We start from the raw sequence: 19,086 nt of genomic DNA on the forward strand, positions 1-19,086 counted from the left end.
GTAAACGTTTCTCGACGCATACTAAGGAACAATAATGCGCAAACTTTATGTACTTTCTACTTTAACAGCAGGCTTGCTACTCAGCGCCTGTGCAGCAAAGCCACCCATCGTGGCACAAAATAAGACAGTTGTAGTCAATGACCAAACGATTATCTTTGGCGGGATTTACGACAAAGAAAAAAACAAACTGCAACTTATCGCCAATGGCGACTCAATCATGCAAGGGCGATTTCCGCCAATGACACCAACGCAACACCTTAACGCCAAATTCAATGGAATGGCCGTTAAAGGCGATTGCTATTTTGGTTCTGTTTTAGGTGATCAAGGTGGTGCATTTGGGGTTGTGGCAAGTATTGTTCAATCAACAAAAAACAGCACGGCTGACAAGTGCGACATCTTTATTGATGGCGAGCAGAAAGAAACACTTTATTTCTAATCGGTAACCCCATTAAGCGCTAGCCCTGCTTACTTTGCTTTGGAAAAATTGCACCCCTGTGGTGCGCATGGTTTTCAATAAAGCACTAATAGGATTCAACTCACGCATAACTTATATAACAAGGTTATGTTTTTTAATGATTTTATAGTATGGTCTGATCTTTGCTGCAATGATATTTTTATACGTTATTTTATCGCGGTTATTGTTACAAAGTAACCTGAGTGAAGTCATCTGAATATCATTAAGTGAGTGGAAACCTTGTTATTAGTCACCTTGTAACCTGCACCATAGATAACCACTCATGCACAATTGTTATTCATATATATTTCATAATACTGATGCAATTATGTTATTTATGCACCTATGTATATTGTGAACCTATATATATTGTGAACCTATATTATCCGTAAGAATGATGCAAATAGCTTTGTTGTTGAGAAATAAATGATCCCTTTACATACCTCTATGCGCGGCCTACGTTGTTTTTGTGTTGCTGCTGAATGCTTAAGCTTTAAAGAAACAGCGAAAAAGCTGTACCTTACGCCGTCTGCGGTTAGCCACCAAATTAAGCAGCTAGAGGAAACCCTTAATCAACAATTATTTATTCGTCAAACTCGTTCAATTGCCCTAACAGAAGTAGGTGTGCGTTTTTACCAAGCTATCGAGCCAGTAATGCAACAATTGGTTAATACTGTCAGCGAGTTTAACCAATCAGATCGCATGCTCGAAGTGAGCATTTCTATGCCCGAGTTTTTTGCCAGCGAGCTGTTTATGCCTAAACTGATTGGCTGGTCATCTAAATATCCCAATATTAATCTCAAGCTTGAAACCATAAAATCGCGCACCGATGCTATAAAGCATACCGACGTCTCGATTATGTTGTCAGGTAAACAACAAACCACTGACGACATATATGATTTATTCCCCATCACCTATATACCAGCATGCAACCCACAACTTCACAGTGAGTTAGCATCACAAGGATTTAAAGCGTTAACTAAAGTGCCGTTAATATTACATAAAGCCAGACCATATGCCTGGCATCAGTGGGCAGAAAGTGTCGGGTTTGATGGTTTTCAACCGAAACAAATCATACAGTTAGACAGCATGTTCAGCGTTGCCCGCGCCGCAGAACAAGGGCTAGGCGTAGCATTAATCCCCTTGCCCATCAGCCAAGCCTGGTTTGACAATAAAACCCTTATTCCGCTATTTCGCCACCCTCTGTTCAGTCACGACCGCTATTACCTTGTACGCCACACTAATGAACAGCAGCGCCCTGAAGTACAGCTACTTATTGATTGGATCCTTAAAAGCTTTCATAACGAAGCCACTCGCTAACATCTGTGCAGCGCTAACCCGCGACAAAAAAGCTAACCTCATTTTCTTGTATAAAACAGAGTGAATCACTCTGTAACTACCTCTTTATGTATAGTTGAATTTTTTTAATCCATTAATGCGTTTTTTATCGTTTGTCGCCTGTATGCCTTTTCACTAAAGTTCAACTGTAGCGCGGCGCTACAGATATTTTTAGAGGAGCAACATCATGAACAAGAACATCATTACAGGCCTAATCAGTGCCACATTATTACTGACCGCATCAGCAAGCGTTATGGCCGACAACCAAGGCCAACAAATCAGTAGCAATGCATATAAAATGGTACTTGTTGAAGATGTGCCAGGCGTAGACGCATTGCAAACCGGCCATGTAGAAGAAGGCTTAACCGCAACTTTAGCTGCAAGCAAATACACCGTGGACGACTATTCACGCAATGTGAATTTATGCGCCGGTTACGTACAAATGTCTGACATGGAAAAAGCACAAAAAGCATGCAGTGCAGCAGTAAAAAGTGCGCGCTCTTTAGTGGCTGTTCCATCGATGTCTGTTCGTGCTTACGCTTATAACAACCGTGGCATAATGAAGTTAATGAACCACGACAACTTAGGTGCACTTGCTGATTTTAAGCGCGCTGCTAAAGTCGATAACAGCAGTATCTACAAACATAACCTTGAACGTTTAGAAGCCGCATTAAACACGGCAAAAACTGGCATCTTATAATTGCAGCGTAACCAAACAACCATAAAGGTTGGCTGTGGTTTCTTTAGTAAAAAGACTGCCAAATCTAACTGAGTGAGACGCGATAGACAGGCCAATCATTGCGATGCCTGTCTTTTTACTTCGGCAACACTTAACTATGTTGAATGTGATCGCGAGTTTAACTTAACATCGCTTTAGCCTGTTTTTGTCTCGCGGCTACCCTCATGATTGCGATACACGCAAACACCGCAAATAATCCCCAAAGCTGCAACCATTTAGGCATAACAGCTAACCAACCAGCCCCGAGTTGATTGAGTTCTAGCATCCCCATAATGGCGGGCACCGCAGGAATAACCTGCGATATCATCACCAAAGGTTCTGGGATTAAGGCGATAGGCCATACAAACCCCGACACAAATAACACTGGCATCGACATCAGTAAGTACACCTGGGTGGGTAAGTCGCGCCGAGCAAATAAACTACTCATCACGATCCCTAATGCACCTGTGGCTAATAAAAATGGCAGCATAAATAAACCGACTTCCATGATGGTTGCCACTACACTGACCTGATACCAATAAAAGCAGTACCCCAGATAAAAGCAGCTAAACACACTATAAATGAGTAAAAAAACACTTAAACGCACAAATACCAATACGCTGGGGGTCGCATGTTGCCAATACCCAGGCCTACGCCATTGGCCAGCACCTAAAATCCCAGTGCCTATTAATAACGTTTGATGCAAAATAAGTAAAAAGAGCCCGGGGATGACATAGGGGGTGTAACCCAAACTCGGGTTAAATGCTGGTACCGAGTTGATATTAATTGAGTTAACACTTTGCTCAGCTAATTGTGGATTTTGTCCTCGAGCGAGCAAACCAATAAGTTGCACTTGTTTACTGGCATCAAGACCCGCAGCCACGAGCCCTTCTGCCACTGCAGAATAAATTAAAAAGTAACTGGCATCGCCACCATAACTTAAGGTTGCACCTTTGCCTAACAACAAATCACGCCTAAAATTGGCCGGGATAACCAATAAACCATGAGCTTTACCTTGGTTAATCCAGGTTTCAGCTTCATCAATACTGCCTAGGTTGGCTAAAATATTAATTTTGGCACTGGCATCGGCATGGCGAGTCACTAAACGACTAAGCGATGAGTTATCGTGATCAACCACGACCACTTTTTGTTCGGTAGGCACTTGGTGTAAATAAGGTAACGGATACAATACTGAGTAAAACAACACGCCACCAAACAGGGTCACCACAATCGCTTTGTCAGCAAAAATAGCCTTCAACTCAGCAAGCATCAACTGCCAGAAGTTCATTTGCTCACCTCTTGATTAAGGCTGCTTGAGGTCAGCGCTGTCCGTGGGATATCTTTGGCTTTGTTGCCGAAAAACACAATGACAGGCAACAACAATAAAAAACCCCAATAACCACTGATTTGCCCCAACACATGAGGCAGCTCGACCCCATAGCTAATCACGCTCACGTGAGAGTCTATGTAATGACTCGACGGCATCACTAAGCGCCACCACTGTGCGAGTAAAGGCATGTCATTCACAGGAAAAGTAATCCCCATAAATGCAAATGCAGGGGCGAATAATGCGGTACAAAAACTCACACTACGCGCGCTGTCACGCAGTGCTGTAAATATCACTAATACTATTAACCATAACGCGAGTAGCATTGCGAACTGCGCTAACACTAAATCAACCAACGTACCTGCGGCGGGTAACCCTAAGTAATGATATAACCACAATAAAATAAACCCGCCATGCAGTAACATGATAGGGCTATAAAACAGTATTTTAGTCGCGATTAGCGCCCAGATTTGTTTAGGCAAATAATAACGGTTTTGGTGCAGGATCAGCTCTTGATTAAGACTATTAACGAACACCAACATCGATAATATTTGCCACAACGCAATCAGAATGGGCGGCACTAAAAAGCCCACATAATTGTTATTGCGATTAAATAATGCGGTGGTTTGATTGGTAATGGGGGTCAGGCTCACATCGACGGTGGCTTTTTTAGCGCCATTAAGTAGCAAGCGCTGCTGACCTATTTGGGTCAGCCCCTCAGCTAAGCTCAACTGTAACTGGCTCGACAGTAATTTACCCACTAGCAAAAACTGACTGTTATAGCGAATATCAATGGTGGGCTGCTTAGCCGTCAGTAGATCTTTTCTCAGCTGATAAGGCAACACCACCATGGCATACACCTGGGTTTGGCGCATTGCCTCTATTGCTTGGGCTTCATTGGCATAAGATTGTGGCGCAATAACAGCGTTAGCGGCCAATTGGCGAGTTAACATGCGGCTTATTTGACTATTGTCGATATCAACAACCGCCACAGGGAGTTGCCGTGGTAACCCTGCGCTGAACAGCCACCATAATGCCAGTACGCCAATGAGTGGAATATAGCTTATCAGGGCCAACTGCCATGGCGAGTGCCACAGGGCGTTGAGTTCTCGCTTAAATAACTCTGTCATCATTAAGCCTTGTACTCTGGCTTATTGTGTAAACGTGTCGACACGAAACAATACCGACATCCCCACGCGTAAGTCGGTAATGGGTTGTTTGGGGGTCAACTCAACTTCAAAGGTGCGCATGTCAAAATCGTGACCGCTTTCGGTAGAGCGCCATGTGGCAAAGTTACCCATCACACTGATGTGCGACACTTCAAACTCGACCTGTTGTTGTAATGCTGGAATCTCTAAGGTTATGCTTTGCCCTTGTTTAAATTGGCTCAATTGATCTTCGCGCACCTGCATTACCGCCCAGGCATCGGCCATATCGATAATACTCACCACAGGAAAACCGCTAGGAGCGAGTTCGCCCGCTTGCAGTAATACGTCACTGACTTCAGCATCTTTGGGTGAGCGCATTTGGCTGTCGACTAAAATGGCATTCACTTCTTTTACTGCCCCTTCAGCCATGCGAGTTTGCCCTGCGGCTGCAGCTTTGGTTTCACTGCGAGCCCCCTCTTGTGCCATTTGATACATGGCATAGGCGGCTTGTTCGGTATATTTAGCGGCTTGCCATTGGGTGTAGGCTTCATCGCGTTTTTGCCGTGCGACAACCCCTTCTTCAAACAAGTTTTCAACTCGTTGATAGGTACTAGCGCTGAGTTCTGTTGCTGCTTTTGCTTTGCGCCATTGCTCTTGGGCAGCGGTCACTTCTTGTTGTCTCGCACCATTATTGGCTTGCTGTTGTTGGGCGGTGGCAGCATCTAACCCACCTTGGGCTTGCATTAATTTGGCATCTAACTCAGGGCTGTTAATAGAAAATAAAATATCGCCTTGTGCTACGCGGTCACCTTTACGTACGAGGACTTGCTCAACACGGCCAGGGACTTTAGAAGAGATATTATATTCTCGCGCTTCAATTTGCCCCTGCAACACAGTTGGCTTAGGCGTAAACGCCAACATGACGCCATAGCCCAGTAATAACAATAACAGCAGCAATGCGAATACTGCGATAACCTTGTTAGTTCGCATGTGAAGCTCCCTGAATTTGAATTTGATTAATAAATTCGTCGACTTGACCGCTTACCGCCATCACTTTGGCATACGCTTGCATGTAACGATATTTGGCCCCTAATTGTTTGGTTTTAACCGCGGTTAAATTCAGTTCGGCATCGACGCGATCAATGGAGGTGGATAAACCCTGGTTAAATGCTAACTCGCGTAAACGCAGGTTTTCAGATGCCAGCTCAAGTGAGGTATTCAATGCTTCAACTTCTTCTTGAGCTTGCAGCATTTGACGATAACTTTGATCTATCAGTAAGCTTAAATCTTGTTTCGTTTGTGCCTTGGTATATCGCGCTTGTAATAACGCACTTTTGGCCGCCAAGACTTTACCACTGCGACCATCACGGCTTATTAACGGAATACTCACCCCCACACCCACCATCCAGTCGGGTTCCATTTGGGCAAATAAACTGTCGTCTTCATACAAGGTGTAATTACCGTATAAATACACGGTTGGAAAATAGCCGCCTTTTTCTAAATCAACCAAACCATTGGCTTGAGTTTCTTTTGCTTCAAGCAGTTTTAGTGCAGGGTGTTGGGTTAAGGTTAACTGACTTAAGCGCGATAAAGACGGTTGTTGCTTGAGCACAAATAATGGGGTATTGGGACTAACCGTAGGCACATGCAGCATCCGCGCAAGGGCAATTTCGGCCATTTCATACTGGCGCTTAGCTTTACCCCAGTCCACTTTGGCATTCTCAAGGGCCACTTGAGCATTTAGGCGTTCAACTTTAGCTATTTGGCCTTGTTGTTCAAGCTTTTCAGCATGAGAAACATGTAAGCTTAATGAGTCAACGAGCTGCTTTTGGGTATCGGCTAAGGTCTGCGTCACCGACACCGCATAATAACGGTCAACTAATTGCAAAAATAACTCTCGACTGGCAAGGGCTAACTCTTGTTCTGTTTCAGAAACTTGTGCTGCATGAATACCTTGCGCAGCAGTAATTCGTCCACCAGTGTAGATTGGCCACATGGCCTGCAAACTTGCACGAAATACATCTTGCTCGGTAAATGGTGTGACATACATTGAGCTAGGGATAGTGGCTAATACTTCAGTGATCGCACTGGGTAATGAACTGGCATCAAGGGAGGCAAGTGGATTTAAATCTTGTAAATCCAGTTCGAGCGGTTTTTCGAGACGAGTATAGCTACCAGCAATATTGAGTGACGGGTAGTTTAACGCATCGCCGGCATGCTCTTCGGCTTTAGCACGGTTAACGTGTTGATTTTTAGCTTGTAGATGATCGCTCACCTGCTGTAATTGTTGCCACGCTTGTGGAAACGAAAAAGGTTCTGCGTAAGCAAAACCCATAACAAATATTGCACTAATCCCTAGCGCAACACCAGCAACAATACGTGCAGAGCATTTAAAGCATTGACCAATAAGACTGATTAAAATCACTATCACCTCTAGAACTGTTGCTCTATTTCCTGGATAGATTATACCCTGCATCTATATTGTTTATACGCTAATCGTTGCGATCTATTGCACAGGTTGGTAAGAGGTTGCACCCATTTCTTCAATAAATACCCAATCAACTTGAAGATACGTGTTTCAGAGCATATTCACGTTGTTTGGGTATAAACACGTTTTAATGAGCTTAACACCCAACATTAAGCTCATTCACTGCCTTGAGTTAAGCTGTGCCACCTACGGTCAAACGGTCAATTTTTAATGTGGGTTGACCCACACCCACTGGCACGCTTTGACCATCTTTACCACACACGCCAACGCCTTTATCTAGGGCTAAATCATTACCTACCATCGAGATTAATCCCATGGCTTCTGGACCGTTACCAATTAACGTGGCACCTTTAATCGCTTGAGTGACTTCACCGTTTTCAATTAAGTAAGCTTCTGAAGCTGAGAATACAAATTTACCCGAAGTAATATCGACTTGTCCGCCACCAAAATTAGGCGCATAAATGCCTTTTTTAACAGACTTAATGATGTCGGCAGGGTCCGATTCGCCCGCGTTCATATAGGTATTGGTCATGCGCGGCATAGGCAAATGAGCGTATGATTCGCGGCGACCATTACCGGTAGGGGCTTGGCCCATTAAGCGTGCATTGAGTTTATCTTGCATATAACCTTTTAAAATACCCGCTTCAATTAAGGTGGTCTTTTGGCTAGGCACGCCCTCATCATCAATGCTTAACGAGCCACGACGATTTTCTATTGTGCCGTCGTCTACTACCGTGACTAATGTTGACGCCACTTGCTGGCCAATTTTGCCGCTAAATGCACTGCTGCCTTTACGGTTAAAATCACCTTCTAACCCATGACCAACGGCTTCATGCAATAATACACCAGGCCAACCACTGCCTAGTACCACGGGCATTTCTCCCGCTGGTGCATCAATGGCATTTACGTTAACTTGAGCCTGGCGCACCGCTTCACGGGCAAATTCAAAACTGAGTGGTAAGCCGGCGTCATCAGTGGCTAAAAATACACTGTAGTCATGACGACCACCACCACCAGCACTGCCGCGTTCACGCTTGCCGTTGTCTTCTAAAATGACGCTACAGTTAAACCGCACGAGTGGACGAATGTCTGCGGCTAGCGTCCCGTCGCTTGCGGCAATTAATATCTCTTCATGCACGCCTGATAAGCTCACCACAACCTGGATGATACGGCTGTCTAAGCTACGAATATAGGCATCAGCTTGTTTAAGCAAATCGATTTTTTTTACTTCGTCCATTGCGGCTATCGGGTCGGCACTGTCATACAGTTTATGGGCCGTTTGACGCTTAAACGCTTGGACCTTGTGTTGCTCGCCCGCACTGGCAATACCACGCGCGGCTCTCGCAGCAGCATCTAATGCAGCGGGGGTAATTTCATCGGCATAAGCAAAACCGGTTTTTTCGCCGTTAATGGCACGCACACCAACACCACGTTCAATATGAAAACTGCCTTCTTTGACAATGCCATCTTCTAATACCCACGACTCATGACGACAACCTTGAAAATACAGATCTGAAAAATCAATATTATGTTGATGAATCGTAGTTAAGTAACCTTGTAGCCCATCTAAGGTTAATCCATCTTGTAATAAGCTTTGCTCTACTTGGGTTAAAAATGGCATTCAAATTCTCTTTTATTAATAGCTAACACGTAGCGCGAATAAGGTATTTAGCGCCTACCTAAACAGGGGTTAATTGCGGCGCAATGAAACGGTTATGGCTAATTATCGGCATTTGCTGACGTATACGTTGTAGCTCACTAAGCTCAACCTTGGCTTGTGCCCAACCGCACTCTGTAGCGCGCTCGGCAATCACTCTGCCCCATGGGTCAACTATCATGCTGTGGCCCCATGTTTCACGACTGCCTTGATTATGTTGTCCCCATTGGCCGGCACCCAATAAATAACATTGAGTTTCAATGGCTCTTGCCTGCAATAACACTTGCCAATGCGCCTCTCCGGTCACTTTGGTAAAGGCCGACGGCAGTGCGATGTAATCAGCGCCCGCAAGACGCAATGCGCGAAATAAATCACCAAAGCGAATATCGTAACAAATGGCCAGACCCACTTTACCAAAGGGTGTATCAACCACACATAAGTGATCACCTGGATGAAATGTATCACTTTCACGGTAGGTTTTAGTGCCATCGGCAACATCGACATCGAATAAATGCAGTTTATCGTAATGACCTAGGGTGACGCCATGATCATCAAAAAAATAACAGCGACTGAATACTCTACCATCATTGGCACGCATCGGTATGGTGCCAGCAATTAAGTACACTTGATATTGTTTGGCCAGATTACCTAAAGCCGTTTTAAGCTCGCTTTGATGCTCGCTACCGGCATATTGCAGCTGCTGACTTTCATGGCCGCCAAACAACAAGCAGCATTCAGGCAGTACCACGAGTTGTGGCTCATCAATGTCGCGCGGTAATAATTTAAGCTGCGAGTCGATAAACGCTAAGTTGGCTTGAACATCGCGGCTGCTCTGGCATTGTAATAAGCTGATTTGCATATTGTGCTCCTTGTAGCGTCACGACCTTGGTTATTGGTGTAGGGGCGTCAATAGTTGACGCTTCGGCTGTAGGTTGTGTTTCAGATGCCGGACTTTGTTGTTCAGCCCCCTTCGCTTTAGCTGGTATATCCTCAACCCCATCGGGACCGGTTTCATCGGGTTGCGGTAAAATAGCTTTGGGAATTTCGATTTCTTTACTCTTACGTTCTAACTCTTCAAGTTGTGGATTATCCATGGTGCCAGTGACTCGAAAACGAATTTCTGAAATCACTTCAATCACAGGCTCTAACACTTTGGTTAACGCAAAGGCGCCCAAGCCTAAAGTCCATGCACTGGTGCTCAGTAAGACCACGGTAGGCACACTGGAGGCCAATTGCGGCACAAAACGAATATCGTAATTAAGACTTTGGGTTGTTAAATCAGTAAAGCCTCTTACCTTCATATTACCGGCTATGGCATCCATTTCGGTGTCGGTGGTTTTAACCACACCATTATCTATGTTTAAATTACCTGTAAAGGTGTTGAAATACAGCCCTTGGCCAAACACGTCTGAAAAATCCAATGACAACTTACGCAGTAACGAATCTAAACTAAATAACGAAAATACCCTGGCACCTTTGTCGCTGATTTCCGATAAATGGCCTTTACCCAAACTAAACTGAATTTGGCCATTTAAGGTATCGAGCGAAAATAAGTATGGCGCAGCATGCCATGATAATTGGCCATTAAGATCTAACGGTGCATTTTTAATACCGGGATTAATCCCTAATGTAGCCGATAGATCTTCAAAATTGTCGGCCTGCACGTTCACATCAAACTCGGTATTGTCGATACCATCTTTTATTGACCACAATCCATTTGCTTGCATAGACAAGGTTGGCTTGGTCAGTGATAAAGTTTGAAATTGATACCCCTGTTCAGAAGGAACGCCTTGTAAAACCAAGTGCCCAAGTGACAAGTCATAAATGCTGAACTCGTCAACATCAATGGCTAACGTTGGCAATTGCGAGATTAAGTGACTTTGCGTCGATGAAGGTTCACCGTGCAATACGGTTTGTGGCGGCGGAGAAATACGCAGTTTTTTGGCGACCACTTTAATCCCTTGATCTCGCCAATTTGAGTAAAAATCAATTTGGCCATCAAATTGCTCTGACAGCGCATTAAAGCGCCATACATATTCTGTTGGTTCGGCATCAAACTGTAACTGATCAAACGATTGCCCCAAGGCCGTTAATTGGGCAACGTTGGCATGAATACCCACCAATGGCGGAAATAAGGTGGGTGATGGTGCAGGGTTAACCGCTACGGTCTCTTGAGTGACCATCGTTGGCACTTCATTGTCGGTTAATATGCGGTCACGCACCGACGAGGCAATAACGTCTGGCGCGGCCGTTGAGCTAAAACCTTTAATGATGGGTAACCATTGCTCCAGTTCGACTTTAGGGAGATCTAAATGTAAGTGGCCGTTTTGTTTTTTGAGTTTATCGCCTAATTTAAAATGACGCCCAATCATCACATCGTAAAACGCCAAGTGGCCACCACTTTCCGGATTAAAGCCCCCCCAAAACTCAACATCTTGACCAAGCTTGATACTTAACGATGATTGCTTATTGTCGCCAATTAAATCTGCACGGAGTTTTTTAGGTTCAACGGCTGATTTGGTATATGGGCTAGGCAAATCGAGGGCTACGCCGAGCAAGTCTGAAGAGGCCGACATTTGTAAACTGTAACCACTGGGATCAAATATCATCGTTAATGCCCCATCCCAATCTAACTTACCGTTATATGTGCTACTCATAGGGTTATTGAGTTTGCTTGGCAAGGTGTCGAGATCCCAACGGCCGCTCATATCGATATTCAAGGCAAAGTTTTGGTTTTGCTTACCCGTTTTAACATTAAAAGTTAACGGTTGCTCAAACAGCTTTGCACTCATACCTTTTGCTTCAATTAACTGATTAACAAAACTCACCTGGCCGGTCACTTTGTTTAATTGTAAGCCTGGAGATGCAATATAAATCGGGTTGTTATTTAAATTCACTTGGCCTTTAATCAGCTGTTTACCGTCTTTGTAAAGCGGAATAGCTAAATCTAAATCGACCCCGATTGGCTGTTTTATTTGCACAACATTTAAGGTGGCGCCTACCGAGTCTTTTAACGATGAGTTGTTAATCACTTTGGTGGCGGCTTGGGCATCTGCCGTTATTTCGGCCTCAACTTTTAATAATGATTCTTTACCCAACTGAGGGATAGAGACTCGGGCGCCATCAACGACAACATCGCCTAACATGCCGTGATCAATATGCAGGTCCATTAAGTCATTTTCAAACAGTGCAGATAACGTTAATTCGCTGACCGCAGGCCAATTAGGTTGAAACTTAAAATGACCTTGTTGAAGGGTAAATTCAGCTTGAAATACACCGCTGCTATCATGATATGGAAAATCACTTAGCGCACCGTGCCAAACGACCTGAGCCTGATCAATTTTGCCTGCCTGTAAACCACTGTCGAGGTACGCCACCAGCTTAGGACTCATGGCCATTAAAGACAAATAGCGTTCAACACGCGAGACATCATGCACGCTCACATCTGCCGCTAATGCAAGGTGTTTTGAAGGGCTAAAGTCTAGGTTTATCCCAGCCTGTAACGCAATATCAGCATTGATTAAATTGATATTAGCAATGGTTAGCCGATTGTGTTCAACATCTAAACGCCCTTGAATGACTTCGCTTTGCAAGGCTAACGGTTGATTTGCACTATCACCAAAATCAAACTGATAAACTTGCGGCGGCAAGGTAAAATCGAGTTGATTATTAGCCCAAGTTAATTGTAAATCTATGGGGTTTAACCCTGGAATGCTCGCATAAGGTTGCCATTGCAACTGCTGAATATCTGCGGTGGCGATTAACGGTTTCTGCGCTTGTTTGTATAACCTAATGGGGCCTATGGCGCCCTGAGGATTAAGCTGTTGCCAGGTATCAACTTGCTCTAGGCCTAAATCAGGGATCAGCGGTAACATAGGTTTAAGTAATGGTGGAATGATTTGATTGATATAACCAAACAAATCGCCATTACGAGCGCCAAAAGCCAGCTTTAATTGCGGCCAGGCTTGCTCATTAGTTGATAAGCTTAAATCGTGACTTTCTATTTTCCAGCCACCCTGCTCAGGTGTCCATTGCAACACCCCTGAGTCAATCGCAATTTTTTGCTGATTAACCGTATCTCCCCACTCTAGCCAGCTCGGCTTAAAGACTAATAAGCCATCCCGTATTTTTCGATCAGCGAAGGTCATCCACGCATCAAGATTTATGACACCTTGCATCGCAATGTTATTGGTGTTTTTAGGGGTAATATGTTGTCGAGAGGCCCATTCACCGAGATCTAATGATTCAGCCGACACATACAATTGTCCGGTGACGGTGTCGGGCTGATAGCCATCGCCACTAAGATCGATTTGTAACCTTAATTGTTCATGTTGAGACTCAAGCTGATCAACATGGATCATACCTTGTGCCTGATGACGGTCTGGCGTGTTTTGCCATTCAAGCATATCCACAAAAATAGGTCGATAATCATGTTCACTGCTGATTAATTGTAATGACGCATCAGTGATCGAAAAGTGTTCCAATTGCTCTAACAGCAAGCCATAGAGCCAATCTAAATTGGCTTTAGTTTGGCTATTATCACTGTTGTTATTGTCGGCGATTTGATCAAGATTTAACGCAACACTTATCCCGTCAAATACCACGGTTTCGACTTGTGGACTGAGGGTAAACAGCGATTGCCAAAAGTCGAGTTTAATATGAACATTTTTGCTGATAACCGTTATGGGTAATGACTCTTGTGGCGGCAAAGTGACATTTTTAATGCTCAGCGCGGGGCCAAACGCTTGCCATTCGGCGCTTAAGGCTTCAACTTCTACTTGCAGTTTGTATTCACTGTAAAGATAACTCACCAGCTCTGTGCGCACTTCTGGTACATGAGGCAATAACCCACGAATAAGGCTAACTGCCAGTGCAAAAAGCACCAGCGTAATCGCCAATATTTGCCAACAGATCCTGTTGAAAGTCGCTGCCCTAGTTGTTGACACTACATCATCACCACATCATATTTGCTTTGAATGTATAAAGGTTCGTTTTGTAGTCGAATACGCTTGCCAATATACACTTCGAGCTCGGCTAATAAATGCGATTCGTCACCACTAAGACTCATGTAAACCGCGGGTGAACAATACAGTAAAAACTCATCGGCTTTATAAGCTCGGTTTAAGCGAATAATCTCACGAAAGATTTCATATGACACGGTTTCAATGGTTTTCATGGTACCAGTGCCTTGGCATGACGGACATTCACCACACACCACATGCTCAAGACTTTCACGGGTACGTTTGCGGGTCATTTCGACTAAACCTAGCCCCGAAAATCCACTCACGCTAGTTTTCACGCGATCAAGTGCCAGTGCAGCAGTTAAACTCTCTAGTACTCGCGTCTTATGTTCATTGTTGAGCATATCGATAAAGTCAATAATGATAATACCGCCGAGGTTACGTAAACGCAGTTGGCGGGCAATCGCTTGAGTTGCTTCAAGATTGGTATTAAAGATGGTCTCTTCTAAATTGCGATGGCCAACAAAGGCGCCGGTATTAATGTCCACGGTTGTCATCGCTTCCGTTTGATCAATAATTAAATAACCACCCGATTTAAGCTCAACTTTACGCCCTAAAGCGCGCTGCACTTCGTTTTCGACATCGTACAATTCAAAAATGGGGGCTGGGCCAGCGTAGTGCTCAATTTTGTCCGCAATCTCAGGCATAAATTCTTGGGCGAACTGTTGTAGCTCGGCATATGTCCTGCGAGAATCAACTTGAATATGGTCAAGTTCAGTGCCCACAAAATCACGAATAATCCGCACGGGTAAGGCAAGGTCTTGATACAAGAGTGTGGCGCCTTTGCGTTTACGGCGTTCACTGACTTTAGCCCACACTCGGCGTAAAAAAGCCGCGTCTTGCGCAAGCTCCTCTTCACCAATATTTTCTGCTGCGGTGCGGATAATAAACCCGCCATCATCATCAACATAGGGCAAGGTGATGTTTTTAAGGCGTTGACGCTCTTCTTCAAGCTCAATACGTTGTGATACCCCAACATGGCTTGAGCCCGGCATGAAGACTAAATAACGCGATGGCAAAGTTATGTCAGTGGTGAGGCGTGCACCTTTGGTGCCAAGAGGATCTTTAACCACTTGCACCATAATGTCCTGGCCTTGACGCACGAGTTCGGCAATGTCGCGCACGACGAAATTGCCTTTTTCAACATCGGCAACGCATTCGGTATGGGGGACAATATCGGAAGCATGTAAAAAAGCGGCTTTGTCTAAACCAATATCCACAAAGGCGGCTTGCATACCTGGCAGTACACGGCTGATTTTACCTTTATAAATATTACCCACCAAACCACGCTTCATGCGGCGTTCAATGTGAACTTCTTGCAAAACACCATGCTCAACTAATGCTACACGCGCTTCGGTTGGTGTGACATTAATCAGTAACTCAGTGCCTTTTTTACGCTGTGCTTTTATATTCATACCGTTCTAGGCCGCCTGTTATTCAGGTCATGCTCCAATCGTAATGTTGACAGCACTGAAGCCACCGTATGAAAACCGATTAAAGCAAAAGTTAATTGTGCTGCATCATGCAGGCTAATAATTCTCGTGTTTCAACTAACGGTAAGCCCACCACTGCAGAATAACTGCCAGCAATAGACTTAACAAAACTGCCACCCAATGCTTGAATACCATAAGCACCGGCTTTGTCCATGGGTTCACCAGAAGCAATATAAGCATCAATGTCGGCGGCTGATAACTCACAAAAGCTGACTTGCGTGATGCAAAAACGCGTCAATGTTTGCTTGCCATCAGTGAGTGCAACCGCGGTCATCACTTCATGAGTTTGCCCTGAGAGTAATGACAGCATGCGCTTGGCATCCTCGGCATTTACAGGTTTGCCCAATATCACGCCATTGAGTACCACTATGGTATCTGAACCTAACACTTTTGCATGGCTAAATTGTTGGCTTAGCCGTAAACCTGCTTGGGCTTTTTCGACGGCCAAACGACACACATAATCTGCAGCTTGCTCATCTGTTTGCGGGGTTTCATCGATATCAGGCGCAACAAGTTCGAAGTTAAACCCGGTATAACTAAAGCCGGCTTGTGCCAGTAGTTCTTTTCTTCTTGGCGAGGTTGAAGCCAGTACCCACGTCATGTGTATTCACTCTATTTAAGGTTATTAAGTCGGGAAGTAAACCTAATTAACGTACTTTATATCGACGGCGCATATTGCGTAAAATCCAAAATACCCACCACCAAATAAATAAGCTCGAAATGGCCGGTAAAAACATGGAGAAATCAAACGGTGTTGCTCCCACCACCACAAATTGAACCCAAAATATCAATGCGTGATAGATACAAATCAATCCCGCTATCACTAATGACTGTTGCCAGCGCGGATAGTTGCGCAAGCGTTGACATAATAATACGACAATATAAATCACCAGCGACAACGCTAATGAGCGAATACCGAGGGTCGCACCAAGTAACACATCAAGCAACACACCCAATATCCACGCAGTTAAAATACTGTAGCGATGGGGTAATGCCATGGCCCAATACACCAACACCATTAACAGCCAATCTGGGCGCCATGCCTCGACCATAGTCGGTAATGGCATGATTTGGAACATCATTCCGATAAAAAGTGTCAGCCATACCACTAAGCGGCCATTGGCGATGTGTGCACTCATTGGCTCACCTCATTGCTATTTGACTGAGTCGCGGGCGGAGTCACTGCTTGATTCACATTTTGTGTGGTTGGGTTATCAGCACCCGTGGTCGCGGGTGTGGTATTACCTTGTATAGCTTGAGATTGTGGCGCGCCATTACCTGATGTTTCGGCCGGTACACCGACTAAATCAGCAGGTAATGTGAAGGGTTTTGTTTCATCAGGCCAAATCAATAACACATAACGAATACGGTCCAATGCCGCTAATGGCTGAGCGTTTATCACCGCGTAGCTTTGACCGTCATCACGAGATACGCTTATTACCCGGGCCACTGGGTAGCCTTCAGGAAAGCGATTACCCAAACCAGAGGTCACTAATAAATCACCGGCAATAATGTCGGTGCTTTTTGCCACATGGCGAAGCTCTATTTGATCAATATCACCTGTACCATTAGCAATTGCCCGTACATCATTACGCGTCACTCGCACCGGAATGCCATGGGTGCTGTCTGAGACCATCAACACACGGCTAGTAAACTCGCTCACCTCGATGACTTGACCAACAACGCCCTGGGCATCAACCACCGGTTGACCAACATAAACACCGGTTTGCGAGCCATGGTTTAGCACCACAAATTGACGAAATGGATCGCTAGCAACCTCCATGACTTCTGCCACCACTTTACGGGAATCCATATGCACAGGAGAGCCGAGTAATGCGCGTAGACGTTCATTTTCTTGGCGCACATGCTCAAAGCGCTGTAAACGCTCTGACATTACCAATTGTTGACGAAGCAGCTCTTTGTTTTGCACCTCAAGCATATTACGTGTGGCAAATGCTTCAGCTGACCAGTCTAATATGACACCGGGGACATTAGCTAAATACTGTAGAGGGCTTAATACAGAAGAGAGTGATTGGCGGATGGGATCGAGGCGATCATTAGCGACAAGCAAAGCCACCGACAATAAAATTGCCAGTGTCAGTCTAAATTGATTAGAGACGCCACGAACGAAAATTGGTTTCATAAATTGTGCGCGGCTTTATTGGCGCATTTGCTGAGTAATAAAGCCGCATTGCAGTTAATCATTAATTCTCTTCTGAGAACAAATCACCACCGTGCATGTCAATCATTTCAAGCGCTTTACCACCACCACGAGCCACGCAGGTCAGCGGGTCGTCAGCAACCATCACTGGAATACCAGTTTCTTGCATAAGTAAACGGTCTAAGTCGCGCAATAATGCACCACCGCCCGTTAATACCATGCCACGCTCAGAGATATCTGATGCTAATTCTGGTGGAGATTGCTCTAATGCCACCATCACAGCACTCACAATACCCGATAAAGGCTCTTGCAGTGCTTCTAAAATTTCGTTGCTGTTTAGCGTGAAGCTTCTTGGCACACCTTCAGCAAGGTTACGACCACGCACTTCGATTTCGAGCACTTCTTCGCCTGGATAAGCGGTACCGATAGTGTGTTTAATTCGTTCTGCGGTGGCTTCACCAATTAAGCTACCGTAATTACGACGTACATAGTTGATAATGGCATCGTCAAACTTGTCACCGCCAATACGCACAGAAGAAGAATACACAACGCCATTTAACGAAATGATTGCCACTTCGGTAGTACCACCACCAATGTCAACCACCATAGAACCTGTCGCTTCAGACACTGGTAAACCCGCACCAATTGCCGCCGCCATTGGCTCTTCAATGAGGTAAACTTCACGGGCACCAGCACCCATGGCCGATTCGCGAATAGCACGACGTTCAACTTGTGTTGCACCTACTGGCACACACACAAGCACACGAGGGCTTGGGCGGAAGAAGCTGTTGTTGTGCACTTGTTTAATAAAGTGCTGAAGCATTTTTTCTGTCACATAAAAATCGGCAATAACACCGTCTTTCATTGGACGAATAGCTTGAATATTACCTGGCGTTCGGCCCAGCATTTGTTTTGCATCTGTACCGACTGCAGCAACGGACTTTGGCCCATTACTATTGCGTTCGCCGCGAATGGCAACCACTGAGGGTTCGTTCAACACGATGCCTTCATCGCGAACATAAATAAGTGTATTTGCCGTACCTAAATCGATCGATAGGTCGTTAGAAAAAATGCCGCGCAGCTTTTTGAACATGTATCAGGCCTGTATTCTGTGGAGTCAGAAGAAAGAAAAATCAGCTAACTTTATCAATGACACCCCTATTCTACAAGACCGAACAGGTTAACAATTGCTAATCTGGCGTTTTTTTTTACAAAAGCCTGTAAAAAAACACGAAACGGACAAATTTAATCCTAAAAAGCGCAAAACTGACGCTTTATTAT

Annotated in this window: 15 protein-coding genes; 3 read left to right on the forward strand and 12 right to left on the reverse strand. The window is 44.8% G+C overall.

Translation table 11 applies throughout. The features are described from left to right. Positions 1–34: 34 nt before the first annotated feature. The 3 genes from PQR79_RS14155 to PQR79_RS14165 all read left to right on the forward strand — a co-directional run bounded on the left by PQR79_RS14155 (position 35) and on the right by PQR79_RS14165 (position 2,492). Positions 35–436 (forward strand): YajG family lipoprotein, encoded by a 402-nt coding sequence (locus PQR79_RS14155; protein ID WP_238103169.1) that lies wholly within the window; start codon positions 35–37, stop codon positions 434–436. A 444-nt stretch (positions 437–880) separates the two neighbouring features. Beyond that, entirely contained in the window at positions 881–1,774 is an 894-nt protein-coding gene (locus PQR79_RS14160) for a LysR family transcriptional regulator (protein ID WP_238103168.1), read from the forward strand. A gap of 205 nt (positions 1,775–1,979) precedes the next feature. Then, positions 1,980–2,492, forward strand: coding sequence for a hypothetical protein (locus tag PQR79_RS14165; RefSeq protein ID WP_238103167.1), 513 nt, complete (start codon positions 1,980–1,982; stop codon positions 2,490–2,492). Positions 2,493–2,649: 157 nt separating this feature from the next. Here PQR79_RS14165 and PQR79_RS14170 read toward each other — a convergent pair whose 3' ends face one another. The 12 genes from PQR79_RS14170 to PQR79_RS14225 all read right to left on the reverse strand — a co-directional run bounded on the left by PQR79_RS14170 (position 2,650) and on the right by PQR79_RS14225 (position 18,898). Beyond that, the gene (locus PQR79_RS14170) at positions 2,650–3,798 is read right to left on the reverse strand and encodes an ABC transporter permease (protein WP_238103166.1); all 1,149 of its coding nucleotides are present in this window, start codon (positions 3,796–3,798) and stop codon (positions 2,650–2,652) included. Beyond that, positions 3,795–4,967 carry an ABC transporter permease gene (locus PQR79_RS14175; protein ID WP_238103164.1) on the reverse strand — a complete coding sequence of 391 codons (1,173 nt, stop codon included), beginning with the start codon at positions 4,965–4,967 and terminating at the stop codon, positions 3,795–3,797. The genes PQR79_RS14170 and PQR79_RS14175 overlap by 4 nt, the downstream gene beginning before the upstream one ends. Before the next feature lie 21 nt (positions 4,968–4,988). Then, positions 4,989–5,975 carry an HlyD family secretion protein gene (locus PQR79_RS14180; protein WP_238103162.1) on the reverse strand — a complete coding sequence of 329 codons (987 nt, stop codon included), beginning with the start codon at positions 5,973–5,975 and terminating at the stop codon, positions 4,989–4,991. Further along, entirely contained in the window at positions 5,965–7,320 is a 1,356-nt protein-coding gene (locus tag PQR79_RS14185; protein WP_238103215.1) for a TolC family protein, read from the reverse strand. Before PQR79_RS14185 ends, PQR79_RS14180 begins: the two co-directional genes overlap by 11 nt. Positions 7,321–7,645: 325 nt before the next feature. Beyond that, the gene (tldD, locus tag PQR79_RS14190) at positions 7,646–9,094 is read right to left on the reverse strand and encodes a metalloprotease TldD (RefSeq protein WP_238103161.1); all 1,449 of its coding nucleotides are present in this window, start codon (positions 9,092–9,094) and stop codon (positions 7,646–7,648) included. Positions 9,095–9,152: 58 nt separating this feature from the next. Next, positions 9,153–9,989 carry a carbon-nitrogen hydrolase family protein gene (locus tag PQR79_RS14195; RefSeq protein ID WP_238103160.1) on the reverse strand — a complete coding sequence of 279 codons (837 nt, stop codon included), beginning with the start codon at positions 9,987–9,989 and terminating at the stop codon, positions 9,153–9,155. Next, a complete protein-coding gene (locus PQR79_RS14200; RefSeq protein WP_274408556.1) occupies positions 9,913–14,076 on the reverse strand; it encodes a YhdP family protein in 4,164 nt (1,387 codons plus the stop codon). The genes PQR79_RS14195 and PQR79_RS14200 overlap by 77 nt, the downstream gene beginning before the upstream one ends. After that, complete coding sequence (gene rng, locus PQR79_RS14205; protein ID WP_238103159.1) at positions 14,076–15,566, reverse strand: ribonuclease G; 1,491 nt, start codon at positions 15,564–15,566, stop codon at positions 14,076–14,078. Before rng ends, PQR79_RS14200 begins: the two co-directional genes overlap by 1 nt. Positions 15,567–15,657: 91 nt before the next feature. Beyond that, positions 15,658–16,245 carry a Maf family protein gene (locus tag PQR79_RS14210; RefSeq protein WP_238103158.1) on the reverse strand — a complete coding sequence of 196 codons (588 nt, stop codon included), beginning with the start codon at positions 16,243–16,245 and terminating at the stop codon, positions 15,658–15,660. 46 nt (positions 16,246–16,291) lie between these two features. Further along, positions 16,292–16,783 (reverse strand): rod shape-determining protein MreD, encoded by a 492-nt coding sequence (mreD, locus tag PQR79_RS14215; protein WP_188917053.1) that lies wholly within the window; start codon positions 16,781–16,783, stop codon positions 16,292–16,294. Next, entirely contained in the window at positions 16,780–17,787 is a 1,008-nt protein-coding gene (gene mreC, locus PQR79_RS14220) for a rod shape-determining protein MreC (RefSeq protein ID WP_238103157.1), read from the reverse strand. The genes mreD and mreC overlap by 4 nt, the downstream gene beginning before the upstream one ends. Positions 17,788–17,848: 61 nt before the next feature. Beyond that, positions 17,849–18,898, reverse strand: coding sequence for a rod shape-determining protein (locus PQR79_RS14225; RefSeq protein WP_188917049.1), 1,050 nt, complete (start codon positions 18,896–18,898; stop codon positions 17,849–17,851). Between the last annotated feature and the right edge of the window lie 188 nt (positions 18,899–19,086).

It is taken from the genome of Shewanella metallivivens (genome assembly GCF_028750675.1).
GTDB classification, from domain to species: domain Bacteria; phylum Pseudomonadota; class Gammaproteobacteria; order Enterobacterales; family Shewanellaceae; genus Shewanella; species Shewanella metallivivens.